The sequence below is a fragment of the Pseudomonas nitroreducens genome (assembly GCF_010994165.1).
GTDB classification, from domain to species: Bacteria; Pseudomonadota; Gammaproteobacteria; order Pseudomonadales; family Pseudomonadaceae; genus Pseudomonas; species Pseudomonas nitroreducens.
Genome location: NZ_WMBX01000001.1, coordinates 648,310 through 664,207 on the forward strand (window position 1 = coordinate 648,310; position 15,898 = coordinate 664,207).

The 15,898-nt window shown below is 65.7% G+C and carries 15 protein-coding genes; 9 read left to right on the forward strand and 6 right to left on the reverse strand.

What is annotated here, in order from left to right; all coding sequences use genetic code 11:
- Positions 1-47: 47 nt before the first annotated feature.
- From GJV37_RS03100 to GJV37_RS03115, 4 genes are all read left to right on the forward strand, one after another.
- Positions 48-1,244 carry a GGDEF domain-containing protein gene (locus GJV37_RS03100; protein WP_065085948.1) on the forward strand — a complete coding sequence of 399 codons (1,197 nt, stop codon included), beginning with the start codon at positions 48-50 and terminating at the stop codon, positions 1,242-1,244.
- A 97-nt stretch (positions 1,245-1,341) separates the two neighbouring features.
- The gene (locus GJV37_RS03105; RefSeq protein WP_037010095.1) at positions 1,342-2,358 is read left to right on the forward strand and encodes a DUF2804 domain-containing protein; all 1,017 of its coding nucleotides are present in this window, start codon (positions 1,342-1,344) and stop codon (positions 2,356-2,358) included.
- 119 nt (positions 2,359-2,477) lie between these two features.
- A complete protein-coding gene (gene slyA, locus GJV37_RS03110) occupies positions 2,478-2,912 on the forward strand; it encodes a transcriptional regulator SlyA (protein WP_024766137.1) in 435 nt (144 codons plus the stop codon).
- Between the two features lie 294 nt (positions 2,913-3,206).
- The gene (locus GJV37_RS03115; RefSeq protein WP_193452135.1) at positions 3,207-5,396 is read left to right on the forward strand and encodes a FimV/HubP family polar landmark protein; all 2,190 of its coding nucleotides are present in this window, start codon (positions 3,207-3,209) and stop codon (positions 5,394-5,396) included.
- Between the two features lie 133 nt (positions 5,397-5,529).
- Here the strand turns inward: GJV37_RS03115 and GJV37_RS03120 are convergent, their stop codons facing one another.
- Entirely contained in the window at positions 5,530-7,716 is a 2,187-nt protein-coding gene (locus GJV37_RS03120; protein ID WP_065085945.1) for a patatin-like phospholipase family protein, read from the reverse strand.
- Between the two features lie 70 nt (positions 7,717-7,786).
- Between GJV37_RS03120 and GJV37_RS03125 the strand changes: the two genes are divergently transcribed.
- Together GJV37_RS03125 and rfaD are read left to right on the forward strand one after the other, a co-directional pair.
- On the forward strand, positions 7,787-8,071 hold the full coding sequence (locus GJV37_RS03125) for an Rdx family protein (RefSeq protein WP_024766134.1): 285 nt from the start codon (positions 7,787-7,789) through the stop codon (positions 8,069-8,071).
- A gap of 123 nt (positions 8,072-8,194) precedes the next feature.
- A complete protein-coding gene (rfaD, locus tag GJV37_RS03130; RefSeq protein ID WP_024766133.1) occupies positions 8,195-9,187 on the forward strand; it encodes an ADP-glyceromanno-heptose 6-epimerase in 993 nt (330 codons plus the stop codon).
- A 315-nt stretch (positions 9,188-9,502) separates the two neighbouring features.
- On the opposite strand, the gene GJV37_RS03135 is transcribed toward rfaD, so the two are convergent.
- From GJV37_RS03135 to GJV37_RS03145, 3 genes are all read right to left on the reverse strand, one after another.
- Positions 9,503-10,369, reverse strand: a complete 867-nt coding sequence (locus tag GJV37_RS03135; RefSeq protein WP_038803311.1) for a DMT family transporter — start codon at positions 10,367-10,369, stop codon at positions 9,503-9,505.
- A gap of 87 nt (positions 10,370-10,456) precedes the next feature.
- Positions 10,457-10,798: a tRNA-binding protein gene (locus GJV37_RS03140; RefSeq protein ID WP_037007488.1), complete on the reverse strand. Its 342-nt coding sequence runs from the start codon at positions 10,796-10,798 to the stop codon at positions 10,457-10,459.
- 74 nt (positions 10,799-10,872) lie between these two features.
- Positions 10,873-11,637: an AraC family transcriptional regulator gene (locus GJV37_RS03145; RefSeq protein ID WP_038803312.1), complete on the reverse strand. Its 765-nt coding sequence runs from the start codon at positions 11,635-11,637 to the stop codon at positions 10,873-10,875.
- Between the two features lie 138 nt (positions 11,638-11,775).
- On the opposite strand from GJV37_RS03145, the gene GJV37_RS03150 reads away from it, so the two are divergent.
- Together GJV37_RS03150 and GJV37_RS03155 are read left to right on the forward strand one after the other, a co-directional pair.
- Entirely contained in the window at positions 11,776-12,585 is an 810-nt protein-coding gene (locus GJV37_RS03150; RefSeq protein WP_024766131.1) for a UDP-2,3-diacylglucosamine diphosphatase, read from the forward strand.
- Entirely contained in the window at positions 12,582-13,625 is a 1,044-nt protein-coding gene (locus tag GJV37_RS03155; RefSeq protein WP_193452136.1) for a glycosyltransferase family 4 protein, read from the forward strand. The genes GJV37_RS03150 and GJV37_RS03155 overlap by 4 nt, the downstream gene beginning before the upstream one ends.
- A gap of 3 nt (positions 13,626-13,628) precedes the next feature.
- On the opposite strand, the gene GJV37_RS03160 is transcribed toward GJV37_RS03155, so the two are convergent.
- Positions 13,629-13,877: a hypothetical protein gene (locus GJV37_RS03160; RefSeq protein ID WP_193452137.1), complete on the reverse strand. Its 249-nt coding sequence runs from the start codon at positions 13,875-13,877 to the stop codon at positions 13,629-13,631.
- Positions 13,878-14,090: 213 nt separating this feature from the next.
- Between GJV37_RS03160 and GJV37_RS03165 the strand changes: the two genes are divergently transcribed.
- Positions 14,091-15,224, forward strand: coding sequence for a GNAT family N-acetyltransferase (locus GJV37_RS03165; RefSeq protein ID WP_193452138.1), 1,134 nt, complete (start codon positions 14,091-14,093; stop codon positions 15,222-15,224).
- Positions 15,225-15,312: 88 nt separating this feature from the next.
- Here the strand turns inward: GJV37_RS03165 and GJV37_RS03170 are convergent, their stop codons facing one another.
- Positions 15,313-15,876 carry a cytochrome b gene (locus GJV37_RS03170; protein WP_024766128.1) on the reverse strand — a complete coding sequence of 188 codons (564 nt, stop codon included), beginning with the start codon at positions 15,874-15,876 and terminating at the stop codon, positions 15,313-15,315.
- Positions 15,877-15,898: the final 22 nt, after the last annotated feature.

Here is a 15,898-nt window from a genome sequence, read left to right on the forward strand (position 1 = left end):
CGTGACGGGGCAAACCGACAAACTTGTGACGCACGTCCCGAACAGCTATGGTGGCACTTAGACCTCCACGAGAAGAGGTGAGCGTGCCACAACAACAAAGCTGGCTGGACGACGTCCGCTCCAATGCCTATGCCGAACAGCTCTCCCGGGGCTTTCGCCGCCTGCGTTTCGAGCCCGACCTCGAGACCCAGTACCGTCATTACCTGCTCGAAGACAGCTTCGACCTCAAGCGCACCGCGCTGACCATCGGCGTGCTGATCTGGCTGGCGCTGGCGGCCATCGATTTCCTCCTCATCCGTGGCCCCGAACACTGGCAGATGCTTGCCGTGCGCATCGGCGTGCTGGTGCTGCTGACCGTCTGCGGCGGGTTGATCCTGCAGCGTCGCCATATCCACCTGCTGGTGCCGCTGAGCCTGGCCTGCATCCTCAGCGTCGGCATCGGCGCGGCGGCAGTCGCCGGCATCGCCCACACAGTGGACCAGAGTTATCCCTACGAAGGCCTGTTGCTGGTCAGCATGGCCGCCTACTTTCTGATCGGCCTGCGCTTCGCCGAGGCGGTGGGCAGCGCTTCCGTGATCCTGCTGGCCTACGTGGGCTTCGAGTTGTATGCGGGACTGCCGTTGCCCAAGCTGATCAGCAACGTGGTCTTCCTGCTGTTCGGCAACCTGGTCGGCGCGGTGGGCTGCTACCTGCTGGACTACAAGTCCCGCCAGCATTTCCTGATCAGCCGCCTGCTCAAGGTCATGGCCGAGCACGATGCCCTGACCGGCCTGCACAACCGCCGCAGTTTCAATCGCCAGCTCGAGCGCCTGTGGCGCCAGGCGCAGCGCGAGAGCGTGGGGCTGGCACTGCTGCTCTGCGATGTCGACCATTTCAAGGCCTACAACGACCGCTACGGCCACCAGGCCGGCGATGGTGTGTTGCAGCGTATCGGCGAGGTGCTCATGGCCAGCGCCCGGCGCCCGCTGGACATGGCTGTGCGCCTGGGCGGCGAGGAATTCGCCGTGCTGCTCTATGGCGCCAGCGAGCGGGAGGCGAGGGAGCGTGCCGAGGTGTTGCGCGGAGCGGTGCAGGGCCTGGGCATCGTCCACGAAGGATCGCTGACGGCGGATGAGGTGACGCTGTCCATCGGTGTCTCCTGCCTCTGGCCGGAGACAGGGCATCCGCTGCGCAGCATCTACGAGCACGCCGACCGTGCGCTCTACGAGGCCAAGGCGTTCGGGCGCAACCAGGTTGTCGCCTGATGGCCCATTCCGTCCCCCGAGCTGGCGCCGTGCGTGACTGCGGCGTGCGCAGGCGCGGTGCTAGGATTCGCCGCACCTTGCCTCCGAGCCCGCGCCCATGCAGCAGCTGATCCAGCCCAACGGCCAACCGCACTACGGCATCTTCCCCGGCACCCCGGCGACCATCAATCACCGCGACTTTGACTTCCGCTCGCCCATGGGGCGCCGTCTCGGCGCGTTGAGCAAGTGGCGCAGCTTCCACCAGTTCCAGTACTTCGGCCTGATCAGCCCGACGCTGATCGGCGGCTGCGCGCTGGCGGACCTCAGCCTGCTGTCCATCGGCTTCGTCTACCTCTACCACCCCGAGAGCGGGCGGATGATCGAGCGCCAGTTCAAGTGCCCGCTGGGCAAGGGCTCGAATTTCTCGCAGACGCCCAACGACGGTGTCTGTGAACTGCGCCAGGGGCGCAACCTGCTGCGCCTGGAGAATGGTTCCTCGCCCCTGGAAAAGCGCCTCCTGGTGGAACTGGACGACGGCACCCGCATCGACGCCCGTTTCAGCGAGGAGCAGCCGGCGTTCGAACCCATGAGTATCTGCACGCCGACGGCGGTCAACGGCTGGGTCTACGCCCGCAAGGTGGCCGGCGTGCATTGCCATGGCGAGGTGCGTAGCGCGCTGGGCGACTACGACCTGCGGGAGCTGGATGCCTACGCCCACCACGACTGGTCCGCCGGCTACATGCGCCGCGAGACGTTCTGGAACTGGGCGTGCCTGTCCGGCGAGGCGCAGGGGCGGCGTGTCGGCCTGAATCTGTCCTGCGGGGTCAACGAGACCAGCTTCACCGAGAACTGCTACTGGCTCGACGGCCAATTGGTGAAGGTCGATACGGTGCGTTTCGAGTTCGACCGCGATCATCCGCTGCAGCCCTGGACCATCCGTTCCTATGACGGCCAGGTCGAGTTGCGCTTCGAAGCCCACGGCCTGCACCAGGAACGCCTGAACCTCGGCGTGCTGGCGAGCAACTTCAAGCAGATCTTCGGGCGCTTCAGTGGCGTGCTGAAACCGGCAGGGCAGGCCGAGGTGCGTATCGACAATCTGTGGGGCTTCGTCGAAGACCAATATGCGAAATGGTGAGGCCCGAGGTCACACCCTGCGACAATCTGTCATTGTACGGGCTTGATTAGCTGGCTAATAATTAGTCAAATCAACTTAGCCGACTCATCCTCGATTCTCTCAGTAGAAAGCCCGACGCAATGTCAGATAACGATAAGCACTACTTCGGTACCCAATTGGCCCAGGCTTCGCGTGCATGGCGGGCTGAACTCGACCGCCGTCTCAGTCATCTCGGACTTTCCCAGGCGCGCTGGCTGGTGCTGCTGCACCTGGCGCGCCACTCGGCCGCCCCCACCCAGCGCGAGCTCGCGCAATCGGTCGGGGTCGAAGGTCCGACGCTGGCCAGGCTGCTGGACGGCCTCGAAGCCCAAGGTCTGGTCCGGCGGCAAGCCGTGGCCGAAGACCGTCGCGCCAAGCGTATCGCCCTGACCCCCAAGGCAGACGTGCTGATCACCGACATCGAGAATATCGCCGCCGCGGTTCGCAACGAAGTGCTGGCGGGCATTACCGAAGATGAAATCGCCCTGTGCCAGAAAACGCTCAGTCGGATTCTCGGCAATCTTGAGCGGAACTGAGCAATTCATCACGTTATTCAGGTAAAGTAGCCATTTTTCTGGCGGTCCTTTGTGGGGCCGCTGGCCATTCGCTATCCACTCCCCAACCATTCGCCGGTTTTTCGACGATTTATCTTGACCAAATCCAGCGCACCACCTAATCCGTGATATCAGACGGCCTGTACTCTGCAAGGTACAGTGGGTAGTGCGTGACGGTCTGCAGTCCGGCATGGCTTCAGGTGTGAGGACAGGTTCAGCCTGCTGCTTTCGAGTGGTCAGGGAATGGCGTGCAGACCCGGACAATGGGATGGGGTTATGGCTCGAATAAAGAGAATTCCGCTGACGCTGGCCGCACTGTCGGTTTTTGTATCCGCTCACGCGAATGCCCTCGGTCTCGGGGAAATTACGTTGCATTCCGGCCTGAACCAGCCGCTGGATGCCGAGATCGCTCTGCTGCAGACCGGCGACATGACGTCCGACGAACTGGTGGCCAAGCTCGCCAGCCCCGCGGACTACGAGAATGCCGGGGTCGACCGCTTCGTGTTCCTGCAGAACTTGCGCTTCACCCCGGTGATTCGCAACGGCCGTGGCTACATCAAGGTGGTGTCCACGCAGCCGGTACACGAGCCTTACCTGAATTTCCTGATCGCCGTGGAGCGCCCCAACGGTCGCCTGCTGCGCGAATACACCGTGCTGATCGATCCGCCGGAGTACAGCGCCAACCGCAGCCTGGCCGCCAATCTGGCGACCAGCGTGCCGGCGCCTTCGCGGGCTTCCGGCTATCGCACGGAACCTGTACGCAGGGCTCCGGCGCAACCGTCGTTGCCGGCTGGCGACGGCCGCTACACCACGGTGCGCAATGACACCCTGTGGAAGATCAGTTCGCGCCTGAGTGGTACTGGCGTTTCGCGCTCGCAACTGATGGACAGCATCGTCGCGCTGAATCCGCAGGCCTTCGTCAATGGCGATCCGCATCGACTGAAGGTCGGCCAGACGCTGATCCTGCCGCAGGGCCAGCAGCTCGCCGGTAATACTGCCGCGCCCGCTCCGCAGGCCGCTTCAACAGAAGCATCCACGCCTGCCGCGCCCGCAGCCGTTGCCCCGACCCAGGCACCGGGCAACACCGCCGCGCCGGCCGGTGGAGCCGACGCCGCCAAGGCCGAGGCCGACCTGCTCCTGGCCAACGCCCAGCGCGACCAGTTGAACCAGCGCATGGACGACATGCAGAAGCAGCTGGAGTCCCTGCAGCAGGCGTTGCAGAGCCGCGACCAGCAGGTGCAAACGCTGCAGGCCGAGCTGGATCGCCGCCAGGGCGAAGCCGCCTCCGGTAATGCTCCGGCAGCCGATGCTCCCGCGGCCAGTGCGCCAACCAATGCCATTCCCGCTGCCCCCAATGCGGTGGCGCCGGCGCAGCAGGATGCCCCGGCTGCGAGCGTTGCCCAGCCGGCGACTCCGGTGCAGGACGCGCAGGACAGCGGTTTCAACTACTGGCCATGGCTGGGCGCTGGTGCTCTCGGCGCACTGTTGGTCGGCCTGCTGTTCGCCCGCCGCAAGCGCGAGGAAAAACCGGTCGAGATGCCGCCCCTGCAGGCGGCTGCCGAGCCAGTCAGACCGCTTCCGCCGGCCAAACCGCTGGCTGCTGCCGTCGTGGCCCCGGTACCGGTTCCGCATCCGGTGGTGATCGCCACTCCGGAACCGGGCGTCGCCCGGCTGCCGGCCGCCAGCGCGGACAGCCTGGAAGGTGCGGACATCTATATCGCTTACGGCCGCTTCAACCAGGCCCGCGACATGCTGCGCAAGGCCGTCAATGCCGAGCCGAACCGCCGCGAGTTGCGCATGAAGCTGCTGCTGGTGCTGGCCGAGCTGGGTGACGTGGCGGGCTTCCATGAGGAAGAGCACGCCCTGGTGGCTGTCGGCGGCGACCAGAAACAGATCGACCAGCTCAAGTCGCGTTACCCGGCGATGCTGATCCGCCCGGAAGACACCCTCCAGGCGCCCACCGGGGAGACGCTGACCGATTGGGACGATCTCGAGCTGGGCGAACCGGTGGCTGCCCCCGTGGAGCAGCCCAAGGCGGCGCAGGACCAGCCGGACTTCGCCATGAACCTCAGTGACCTGTCGCTGGACCTGGACTGGGACAAGCTCGACAACCCCTTCGAGTCGCCCAAGCAGGGCAAGGCTGCTTCCAAGGCCACCCAGGAAGTGCCATCGGACTTCCGCAGCAACCTGCATGAACTGCCGGAAATCACCGAGCTGGATCTGGGCGAGCACGGCGAGATGTTCGGTCATGGCAGCAAGGCCCAGGTGGAGGACGACCTGACCTTCGACCTGCCCGACGACATCGGCCACGAGCATGACGAGCTGCTGGCCAGCCTCGACCGTGCGCGCAAATGCATCGACCAGGGCAACCTGGAAGAAGCCTACGGCATCCTCAAGCAGGTGATCGCCAGCGGCGACTCCAAGGCCAAGGCCGAAGCGCGCGAGCTGCTGGCGCTGATTGCCTGATCCGCTGTCTGAATGAAGAAGCCCGGCACTTGCCGGGCTTCTTCATTTGCGAGAGGCCGACATTGCTCACCTCCCGAGGATCGGGCGCGAAGGCTCTTGTAGGAGCGAGCAAGCTCGCTCCTACAAGAGCGGCTCAGAAGTTACGGCCCAGGTTGATGTACACCGCGTGCTCGCTGGCATCGTTCAGGCCGTAGCTGAAGGACAGCGGCCCCAGCGGTGTCTCGAAGCCCATGAGAATGCTGCCGGCGTTGACGTAGCCGGTGTCGTAGCTGTTGTCGTTGTTCCACACCCTGCCTCGCTCCAGGCTGCCGCCCAGGTAGAAGGGGAAGTCCAGCGGCAGGAACGATCGCTCGGTCATGCGCCGGTAGTAGATGACCCGTCCGAGGCTGTAGTTCTGCCCGGCCAATGCGTCCTGGCGATAACCGGAAAGTTGCCGCGCGCCGCCGAGCAGGAAGCTCGACACCACCACCTCGGCGTCATCGATGGTGCGGCCGTAGCCGCCGCCCAGCACCCAGGTGTTGGGGCCGCTGCTCAGCGCCTTGTCCAGGCGCAAATCCCATTGCCGGTAGCGGTCGTCGTCGCCCAGGGACGGCGTGTGTTCGCGGAAGGAGGTCTGGATGTTCTCGCCTTCACGGGGGAAGTCGACGTTGTCCATGGTGTCGAAGGAGTATTTGAGCTCGGCGTAGCCTTCGGTGAAGTGGAAGTCCGGCAGGTCCTGCTCGCCCACGCGTACGTCGGCCTTGCCGAAGGCCTGGGCCACGCCGAGGCGGATCTCGCCGTTGTTGGCGATCTGCCGGCCGAGGTTCAGGCCATAGCCATAGCGCTCCAGGCGGTACTCGGCGATGGGGTCGTCGTTGTCGGTGGCCTCGACGTTCTGCGCCTCGTTGAACAGGTAGGGCGCGACGAAGTAGCGCGAGCCCACGTCCAGCGGCTGGTAGAACTCGCTATAGAGCTCCTGCTGGTCGCCGATCTGCAGGCGCGTCAGCCATTCCGCGCCGAGGCGGTTGATACCGTTCATGCGGTAGCTGCCGCCGACGTTGAAGGTGCTGTCGCCGCGCAGGTCGTCAGAGAGGTTCAGGCCCAGGCGCAGGTAGTCGGTGCCGCTGCGCTTGCCATAGGCGTGGATCACCAGCGCGTTGCCATCCTTGCGGTGCACGACCCGGTACTGGACCTGGTCGAAGTAATCCAGGCCGTAGAGGGTGCTCATGTCGCGCTGCAGGCGTTCCAGGTCCAGGTGCTCGCCCAGCGGTTGGCGAATGTAATGGAGGATGACGTCGTCGCTGACCTTGGAGTTGTTCTCCACCTCGATGCGGTCGATCACCGGCTGGCGCTCGCCCGGTGTGCGCGCCTCGTTCAGTGCCACTGCCTGGGCGTCGGCGGGTTTGCGCAGCGCTGCCAGGCGCGGGGCGAGGATGCTGGTGGCGCGGTAGCCGGCGTCGATCAACTGCGGCACGCGGCCAAAGTCGGTTGAGCTGTAGCCACTGAGCGGCGGCTGCACCAGGATGTCGCTGGATTTCAGGGTGGCCAGCTGTGCTTCGGAGTTCTTGCGGGTCATCAGGGTGATGGACTGGTTGAGCATGTCCACCACGGTGGCCAGCTGCTTGCGATCCAGCAGCGGGTTGCCGATGTCGACCACGATGACCACGTCGACGCCCATCTGCCGGGCCACGTCCACCGGGATGTTGTCGACCATGCCGCCGTCCACCAGCAGCTTGCCGTTGACCTCCACCGGCGCGAACACCGCCGGGATCGACATGCTGGCGCGGATCGCCTGGGGCAGGTGGCCCTTGCTGAACACCACTTTCTCGCCGGTGGAGATATCGGTGGCCACTGCGCGGAAGGGAATCGCCAGCTGATCGAAGTCGCGGGTATCGCTGGTGTGCACCAGCAGGCTTTCCAGCAGCATCGACAGGTTCTGCCCCTGAATGGCCCCCAGCGGCAGGCCGAGGGTGCCGTCGTCGCGGAAGCTGAGCTTCTGCTTCACCAGGAAGTCGCGGTCGTCCTGTTTGCGGCGGAAGGGCACGTCGACCCGCGGCGGCGAGTCGGACAGCGCTTCCTTCCAGTCCAGCCCCAGGGCCAGTTGTTCCAGCTCCTTGGGCGTATAGCCCGCTGCATACAGGCCGCCGATCACTGCGCCCATGCTGGTGCCGGCGATGGCGTCGACGTGGATGCCCTGTTCGTCCAGCGCCTTCAGCACGCCGATGTGCGCCAGGCCGCGCGCTGCGCCGCCGGAGAGGACCAGGCCGATCTTCGGCGGAGTGTTCGCCGCCAGGGCGCCGAGAGGAAGGAGCAGGAGGAGGGCGAACAGCAGTCGGCGCATGAAGAGAAGAGTCCGGTAGGGCATTTCAGAGCGGTATTATAGGTTCGCGTCCTACTGCAGAGTCTGATTCATGTCCGAAGCCAAAGCCGAAATCGTCATCACCTATTGCACCCAGTGCCAGTGGCTGTTGCGCGCCGCCTGGCTGGCCCAGGAACTGCTGAGCACCTTTGGCGACGACCTGGGCAAGGTCAGCCTGGTGCCGGGCACGGGCGGGGTCTTCCACATCACCTGCGACGCCGAGCAGATCTGGGAGCGCAAGGTCGACGGTGGTTTCCCCGAGGCCAAGGTGCTCAAGCAGCGCGTGCGCGACCGCATCGATCCGCAGCGCGACCTGGGCCATAACGATCGCTCCTGAAGCGTCGCGGTGCCGGTCGGCGGAACCATTCGATAGCTGGCTAACTTCCTTGCTTCATATCAACGGGGTACGCGCGTACCACTCTTAGTCTGAGAGCACCCATTCTCCACAGGAGGTGCCCTCATGAGCATCATTGTCACAGGCGCCGCCGGCTTCATCGGCAGCAATCTCGTCAAGGCGCTGAACCAGCGCGGCGAGACCGACATCATCGCGGTCGATGATCTGACCGAGGGTGACAAGTTCGCCAACCTCGCCGACTGCGACATCAGCGACTACCTCGACAAGGGCGATTTCATTGCGCGCTACGCCCGCGGACGCTTCGGCGTGGTGCGTGCGCTGCTGCACCAGGGTGCCTGCTCCAGCACCATGGAGCGCGACGGGCGCTACATGATGGACAACAACTACCGCTACAGCTGCGAGTTGCTGGACGCCAGCCTGTCCCTGGGCGTGCCGTTCCTCTATGCCTCGTCGGCGGCGGTCTATGGCGGCGGCCAGGAGTTCCGCGAGACGCGCTCCTGCGAGCGGCCGCTGAACGTCTACGGCTACTCGAAGTTCCTCTTCGACCAGCGCGTGCGCAAGGTGCTGCCCACGGCGCGTACCCAGGTGGCCGGCTTCCGCTACTTCAACGTCTACGGCCCGCGCGAGCAGCACAAGGGGCGCATGGCCTCGGTGGCCTTCCACTGCTTCAACCAGTTCCGCGAGACCGGCAAGGTGAAGCTGTTCGGCGAGTACGGCGACTACCCGGCCGGCGGCCACCTGCGCGATTTCGTCTCGGTGGAGGATGTGGCCAGGGTCAACCTGCATTTCCTCGACAACCCCGAGCGCAGCGGCATCTTCAACCTCGGCAGCGGCCGTGCCCAGCCGTTCAACGACGTGGCGCTGGCGGTGATCAACACCCTGCGCGAACAGCAGGACCTGCAGCCGCTGACCCTGGACGCAGCGATCCGCGATGGACTGCTGGAGTACACCGAGTTCCCGGACGAGTTGCGCGGCAAGTACCAGTGCTACACCTGCGCCGATATCGCCTTCCTCCGCGAGGCGGGCTACCGCGCGCCGATGATGGGCGTGGAGGAAGGGGTGCAGCGTTACTGCCGGTGGTTGCTGCAACAGGCTTGATAGCCCGTGTATCGGACCTTTTACCCACTCTTTACCCAGTGCTGACGTTCCAGGCAGGGCAGACGCGCGATCATTGCGCCCAGAGCTGAAGCTGCCTCGCCCCCTCCGGCGTCGTGGAAAGGTTCACCCAATCTCGGCGCCTTATCCACAGGCACCACACCGAACAGGCCGCCTCGCAGGCTGTCGTGCGATGAATCCTTGGCAGTCCCTCCCTAGGGCAAGGTTCGAGATACGCGCGCTGCGGGGCAGCCTTCCTTTTCAGCGTATTCACTACCCGGCAAGTGCAGGAGCGAGCAAGTTCGCTCCTGCAGGTCGTTAATGCGAGCCGCGTGCGCTGAGGAAGGTCGCGAAGATGATCAGCGTGCCACCCGCCAGCATCCGCAGACTCGGCTCCTCACCGAACAGCACGGCGGCGAAGGCGATGCCGTAGACCGGCTCCAGGGCAAAGATCACCGCCGCCGTGCGTGCCTTGATCAGCCGCAGGCTGGCGACGAACAGGCTGTGGGCGACACCGGTGCAGAGGACGCCCAGCGCCACCAGCCACAACCAGTCCATGCCGCGAATCGCGGGCAACTCGAAGAGCACCAGCGGCAGCAGGCAGGCGATGATCGTCAGGTTCTGGCACAGCGCCGCCTGGATTGGGTCGATCCCGCGCACGCTGACCCGGTTGGCCAGCGACAGCAGGGCGAACAGCAGCCCGGAGAGTGTCCCCCAGAGCAGGCCAGCGGTGGCGCCGTCGCGCAGGTCCAGTGTCGGCGTGACCATCACCAGGCCGATGCACACCAGCGCCACGACCAGGTATTCACCCTTGCGGATGCGTTCGCGGAACAGCAGGCCTTCCAGCAGCACGGTGAAGGCGGGGAAGCTGGCGAAGCCGAGGGTGGCGACCGCCACGTTGCCGACTTTCACGGCGAGGAAGAACGTCAGCCAGTGGGTGCACAGCAGCACGCCGCCACCCAGCAGCATGGCGGCCTGTTTCAGCGTAGGTCGCTTCTGCTGCCGCAGATGCCCGGCGAAAACCGCCGCCAGCGACAGCGAGCCGAACAGCGCGCGGCCGAAGACGATGACCAGGGGGCCGGCGAGGATGAGTTTGCCGAAGATGCCGGACAGCCCGAACATCAGGGCGCCGATGTGCAGGCCGATCAGGGCGCCGCGGGGCGTGAGTTGGGTAATGCGATTCATGCCTGAGCTCCCGCCGATTGCTGTGGCGGGGCCTTGTCGGGAAAGAGGCAAGCGCGCCGGGCTGGCTGGCGCGCAGTGGGTCGAAGATCAGGCCAGTCGCGCGCCATTGGGCAGCGGCTTGTCGAAACCGGCCAGCACCACCTTGTCGTCGCTGTCGTAGGCGCCGGTGACCAGCACTTCCGAGCGCACACCGGCGATGGACTTGGGTTCGAAGTTGCACACGCAGAGCACCTGGCGGCCGATCAGCTCGTTGGCTTCATAGTGCGCGGTGATCTGTGCGCTGGAGGTCTTGATCCCCAGCGGGCCGAGGTCGACCTGGAGGATGTACGCGGGCTTGCGCGCCTTCACGTTGGGTTCGGCCTGGACAATGGTGCCCACGCGCAGTTCGACGCGCTCGAAATCCTGCCACTCGATGGTGTCTGCCGACATCGCTGCTCCCGTTGGGTTATTGGGTTCGATGGCCGGCAGTCTAGGCGCTGGGCGCGCGGCTGTCTGTCGCGCGGCTAGCGGGAATTGTCGCGCGCCTCCTGGCGAAGCTGGCGCGCGGTGGTGCCGAACTGGCGCACCAGCGCGGCGGTGAAGGCGCTCTGCGAGGCGTAGCCGACTTGTGCGGCAATCTCGCCGACCGATTGGTGCGAACCGCGCAGCAGGTCGCGGCCCAACTGCAGGCGGCGCTGGCGCACGTAGTCCATGGGCGTCTGCCCGGTTTCAGCAAGGAAGCGGGCATGGAAACGCGCGGCGGAAAGCCCGGCGAGCCGTGCCAGGTCGGCCACCTGCAAGGGATGCGCAGCATGGCGGTCGATGTAGCTGTCGAGGCTGGCCAACGGCAATTGCGTAGGTTCCTCCACGCGCTGCTGGCCGGCGGCGAGGCTGGCGAGCAGGAGGATCGCACCCTGGCGCGCCAGCACCGGGTCATGCAGGGGGCTGCCGGCCAGCCAGTGCACCAGTTGCGCCTGGTCGTTGTTGAGCAGGCGCTGGCCGGGGGTTTCCAGCAGGCGGCGGCCGGCGTCGCTGTGCAGGCCCAGGGCGGCGAGCAGGTTATCTTCGTCCTCCAGATCTACCACCAGGCAGCGGCTGCCGTCGGGGCTGGCGCAGGCGTGGTGCTCGTCACGCGGCACCACGGCGAAAGTCTGCCGGGTCACCAGGCTGCCGCGTCCGCCCACTTCGAAATCCAGGCTGCCGGACAGCCCAAGCACCAGCTGCGCATGGCTGTGGCTATGGGCGAGATGGTCGTGGCTGTAGTGGCGCAGGGAGAGGATCGGGTTCATGCGAACTGCTTTCCGAAGCTGGCGGGCAGGTGGACAGTCTAGCGCGCCGCGGCCTGTCACGGGACTGTCGCCAGTCGGTCATGTTCGCTTCACCGCGGCGGCCGACACTCGGAGAAACCCCTCTGGAGGTCGCCGACGATGAGCAGCGCGCAACGCATGACGCCGACGAAGAAACAACGGGTGCGGACCCTGTGGATATCCGATGTCCACCTCGGCACCCGCGACTGCCAGGCCGAGCATCTGGCCGGCTTCCTCAAGCGCTACCACGCCGACCGCATCTACCTGGTGGGCGATATCATCGACGGCTGGAAGCTGCGCGGCGGCATCTACTGGCCGCAGGCGCACACCAACGTGATCCGCCGCCTGCTGACCATGAGCAAGCGGGGCACCGAGGTGATCTACGTGACCGGCAACCACGACGAGTTCCTGCGCCGCTATTCCTCGCTGCTGCTGGGCAACATCCGCCTGGTCGACGAGATCGTCCACACCACCGCCGACGGCCGCCAGTTGCTAGTGATCCACGGTGACCAGTTCGACGTCATCACGCGCTACCACAAGTGGCTGGCCTTCCTCGGCGACTCCGCCTACGAGTTCACCCTGACGCTTAACCGCTGGCTGAATCACTGGCGCAGCCGTTATGGCTACGGCTACTGGTCGCTGTCGGCGTACCTCAAGCACAAGGTGAAGACGGCGGTGAACTTCATCAGCGACTTCGAGGAAGCCATCGCCCACGAGGTGCACAAGCGCGGCCTCAACGGCGTGGTCTGCGGGCACATCCACCACGCGGAAATCCGCCAGATCGGCGAGGTGGAATACCTCAACTGCGGTGACTGGGTGGAATCCTGCTCGGCGCTGATCGAGCACTGGGATGGCAGCATCGAGCTTTACCGCCTGGCCGAGGAGCCGGTGCGCGCCGAGGCGCCTGCGGTGGTCGAGTCGGCGGCATGAGGCTGCTGATCGTCACCGATGCCTGGCTGCCGCAGGTCAACGGCGTGGTCACCAGCCTCCGGGCACTGGTGGCCGAGCTGGAGGAAATGGGGCACAGGGTCGGCCTGATCACCCCGCAGGATTTTCGTCACCGGCCTTGCCCGAGCTACCCGGAAATCCCCCTGGCGTGGAACCTGTGGACAGTCGGCGAGAAGATCGCCGACTTCGCCCCGGACTGCATCCACCTCGCCACGGAAGGCCCGCTGGGCTGGGCTGCACGGCGCTGGCTGGTGCGCTGGGGGATGAAGTTCAGCAGCGCCATCCATACGCGCTTTCCCGAATACGTGAACACTCGCTGGCCCTGGCTGCCGCTGTCCTGGGGCTACGCCTTCCTGCGCCGCTTCCATGCACCGAGCCAGGCCGTGCTGGTGAGCAGCGAGCGCATGCGCGGAGCTTTCGCCGATCACGCTTTCGACAATCTGGCGCTGTGGCGCAAGGGCGTGGATCTCCAGCGTTTTCAGCCGGGGGAGGGCGCACCGCTCCAGGAGCCGGTATTCCTCTATGTCGGCCGGCTGGCGCGGGAGAAGAATCTCGAAGCCTTCCTTGCGCTCGACCTGCCGGGACGCAAGCGCGTGGTGGGCGACGGCCCGCAGCGCGCGGAGCTGCAAGCGGCTTATCCACAGGCGGAGTTCCTCGGCTATCGGCACGGCGACGAACTGGCGGAGGCCTATCGCAGCGCCAGTGTGCTGGCCTTCCCATCGCTGACCGATACCCTCGGCCTGGTGATGGTCGAGGCGCTGGCGTGCGGTACGCCAGTGGCGGCGTTCCCGGTGACGGGGCCGCTGGATGTCCTGGAGGACGGCGTCACCGGGGTGATGGACGCGGATCTGCGCAGCGCCTGTCTGCGGGCGCTGGAGCTGGATCGCCAGGCCTGCGCGCAGTGGGCGCGCGGGCAGACCTGGCGGGTATCCGCTCAGGAGTTCCTGGCGCTTCAGGTAAGCCTGACGCCATTGCCAGTCAGTACGCCGGTCAGCGAAGAACCGGGCTATGTGAGCAGCTAGAGATCAGAACAGCCGACGGTCGTGGTCCAGATTCTGGTCCACCAGCCATTTGCCGTGGGCGATGGAAGCGTGCTGGGCCTTCTGCAGATCCGACATGAAGGCAAACTCCACCGGTAGCGTCTTGCGTTTGGTGGTCTGGCCGTCCGGGGCGGTGATGTGGCAACCGCCGGCCCAGGGAGTGGGCAGGCCGGGATGCTCGACGACATCGGCGGTGGTGGTGTACTTGCGGTACTCGCATTGCATCAGGCTCATGGGGCGTCCTCCTGGCAGGTCGCCAACAGCCCGCGAGGGCGTGTGGCGAGCGGAACGGTGCTGGCGTCGTGCGCCGGCAAGCCTTGCTAACCCCCAACATAGACCACTCTGCCGGCCTCTCCGGCGGATACCGACGAACGTGAATGTCACCGGCGTGCGAGTTTTCCCGCTTGAATCTTCCCTTCGCTCGCGCCTCGCGCCAGACTGTCGGCCATGCCTATCCAGACCCTTTCCCGTCTTGCCGAAGTCGACGCCCGCCAGTGGGACGCCCTGCTGCCGGACGACCAGCCGTTCCTGCGCCATGGCTTTCTCTCCGCCCTGGAGGAAAGCGGCAGCGTCGGCGGCCGCAGCGGCTGGAAACCTTCCCACCGGGTGCTGCTGGCCGACGATGGCCGTCTGCTCGCCGCGGCGCCGGCCTATCTGAAAAGCCATTCCTACGGCGAGTACGTGTTTGACTGGAGCTGGGCGGATGCCTGCCTGCGCGCCGGCATTCCCTACTATCCCAAGCTGCTGGTGGGCATTCCCTTCACCCCGGTCGGCGGCGCTCGCCTGCTCGGCGCGCCGGACGCGGCGCTGAGCCTGGTCGGCGCGCTGGCGGGCGAGGTGGACGAAGGGCATTGCTCCGGCGTGCACGTGAATTTCACCGATGCTGCCGCCGATGCCCTGCTGGACGCTGCAGACGGTTGGCTGGAGCGCCTGGGTTGCCAGTACCACTGGAGCAACCGCGGCTACCGCGACTTCCAGGACTTTCTCGATGCACTCAGCTCACGCAAGCGCAAGCAGATCCGTAAGGAGCGCGAGCAGGTCGCCGGGCTGGGGCTGGATTTCGTCTGGATGGAAGGGCGCGAGCTGTCCGAAGCGCACTGGGACTTCGTCTATGCCTGCTACAGCAGCACCTATGAGGTCCGCGGGCAGGCGCCCTACCTGAGCCGGGCGTTCTTCAGCCTGATCGGCGAGCGTATGCCCGAGGCGATCCGCGTGGTCTTCGCTCACCAGAATGGCCGGCCCGTGGCCATGGCTTTCAGTCTGCTCGGCGGCGATACATTGTACGGCCGCTACTGGGGCTGCCTGGCGGAGTTCGACCGCCTGCACTTCGAGACCTGTTTCTACCAGGGCCTGGACTTCGCCATCGGCCACGGCCTCCAGCGCTTCGACGCCGGAGCTCAGGGCGAGCACAAGCTGATCCGTGGCTTCGAGCCGGTGATCACCCGCTCCTGGCACCGCCTGGGACATCCCGGACTGCGCGAGGCGGTGCAGGAGTTCCTGATAGGGGAGAGGGCGGGCATCCTGGCCTATGCCGAGGAGGCCCGTGCTGCGCTGCCCTATCGTCAGGACTGCACTTCGTAGGAGCGAGCAAGCTCGCTCCTACGAAGTGCAGCTTTCCCCGCAGGAGCGGACCTTGCTCACGGCTGGTCGGCACTGCGCGGCGGGGCGATTACTCCGGCTTTGCCTCGCCCTTGCCCGGCAGCATGCGCACCAGGGTGTTGTCGCGGCTGATGTAGTGGTGGAACAGCGCGGCCAACGCGTGGATACCGATCAGCCAGTAGCCGAGCACGGCGATGGTTTCATGCCAGTACTTCACCTGCTTGGCCAGGTCCGGGTTCTTGTCCACCAGGTGCGGCAGCTCCATGCCCCAGAACGGCACCGGCTTGTCGGCGGCGCTGAGGATGATCCAGCCGGCCAGCGGCAGGCCGATCATGAGGCCGTACAGTGCCAGGTGCGCGAGCTTTGCCAGCGCCATCTGCCAGGCCGGCGGTGCCGGAACGATGGGCGGTGTGGGGTAGATGAAGCGGCCGATCAGGCGCAGCCAGACCAGCACGAACACACTCAGCCCGAGCATGAAGTGCCATTGGGAAAACAGCGCGCGGGTGTCGCTGCCTTTGGGGAAGTTAGTGCGGTATTCCATGCAGAAGTACGTGGCGGCGATCAGCACCAGCATGATCCAGTGCATGGCAATGGACAGGCTGCCGTAACGGGACGGGGTCTTGGACAGGCTCATGACGGTTCCTTGTTTGGCTCGG

Excerpts from the sequence above, each read along its gene's own strand:
- GJV37_RS03100 (WP_065085948.1), top strand. The coding sequence starts at position 48 with ATGGTGGCACTTAGACCTCCACGAGAAGAGGTGAGCGTGCCACAACAA.
- GJV37_RS03105 (WP_037010095.1), top strand. The coding sequence starts at position 1,342 with ATGCAGCAGCTGATCCAGCCCAACGGCCAACCGCACTACGGCATCTTC.
- slyA (WP_024766137.1), top strand. The coding sequence starts at position 2,478 with ATGTCAGATAACGATAAGCACTACTTCGGTACCCAATTGGCCCAGGCT.
- GJV37_RS03115 (WP_193452135.1), top strand. The coding sequence starts at position 3,207 with ATGGCTCGAATAAAGAGAATTCCGCTGACGCTGGCCGCACTGTCGGTT.
- GJV37_RS03120 (WP_065085945.1), bottom strand. The coding sequence starts at position 7,716 with ATGCGCCGACTGCTGTTCGCCCTCCTCCTGCTCCTTCCTCTCGGCGCC.
- GJV37_RS03125 (WP_024766134.1), top strand. The coding sequence starts at position 7,787 with ATGTCCGAAGCCAAAGCCGAAATCGTCATCACCTATTGCACCCAGTGC.
- rfaD (WP_024766133.1), top strand. The coding sequence starts at position 8,195 with ATGAGCATCATTGTCACAGGCGCCGCCGGCTTCATCGGCAGCAATCTC.
- GJV37_RS03135 (WP_038803311.1), bottom strand. The coding sequence starts at position 10,369 with ATGAATCGCATTACCCAACTCACGCCCCGCGGCGCCCTGATCGGCCTG.
- GJV37_RS03140 (WP_037007488.1), bottom strand. The coding sequence starts at position 10,798 with ATGTCGGCAGACACCATCGAGTGGCAGGATTTCGAGCGCGTCGAACTG.
- GJV37_RS03145 (WP_038803312.1), bottom strand. The coding sequence starts at position 11,637 with ATGAACCCGATCCTCTCCCTGCGCCACTACAGCCACGACCATCTCGCC.
- GJV37_RS03150 (WP_024766131.1), top strand. The coding sequence starts at position 11,776 with ATGAGCAGCGCGCAACGCATGACGCCGACGAAGAAACAACGGGTGCGG.
- GJV37_RS03155 (WP_193452136.1), top strand. The coding sequence starts at position 12,582 with ATGAGGCTGCTGATCGTCACCGATGCCTGGCTGCCGCAGGTCAACGGC.
- GJV37_RS03160 (WP_193452137.1), bottom strand. The coding sequence starts at position 13,877 with ATGAGCCTGATGCAATGCGAGTACCGCAAGTACACCACCACCGCCGAT.
- GJV37_RS03165 (WP_193452138.1), top strand. The coding sequence starts at position 14,091 with ATGCCTATCCAGACCCTTTCCCGTCTTGCCGAAGTCGACGCCCGCCAG.
- GJV37_RS03170 (WP_024766128.1), bottom strand. The coding sequence starts at position 15,876 with ATGAGCCTGTCCAAGACCCCGTCCCGTTACGGCAGCCTGTCCATTGCC.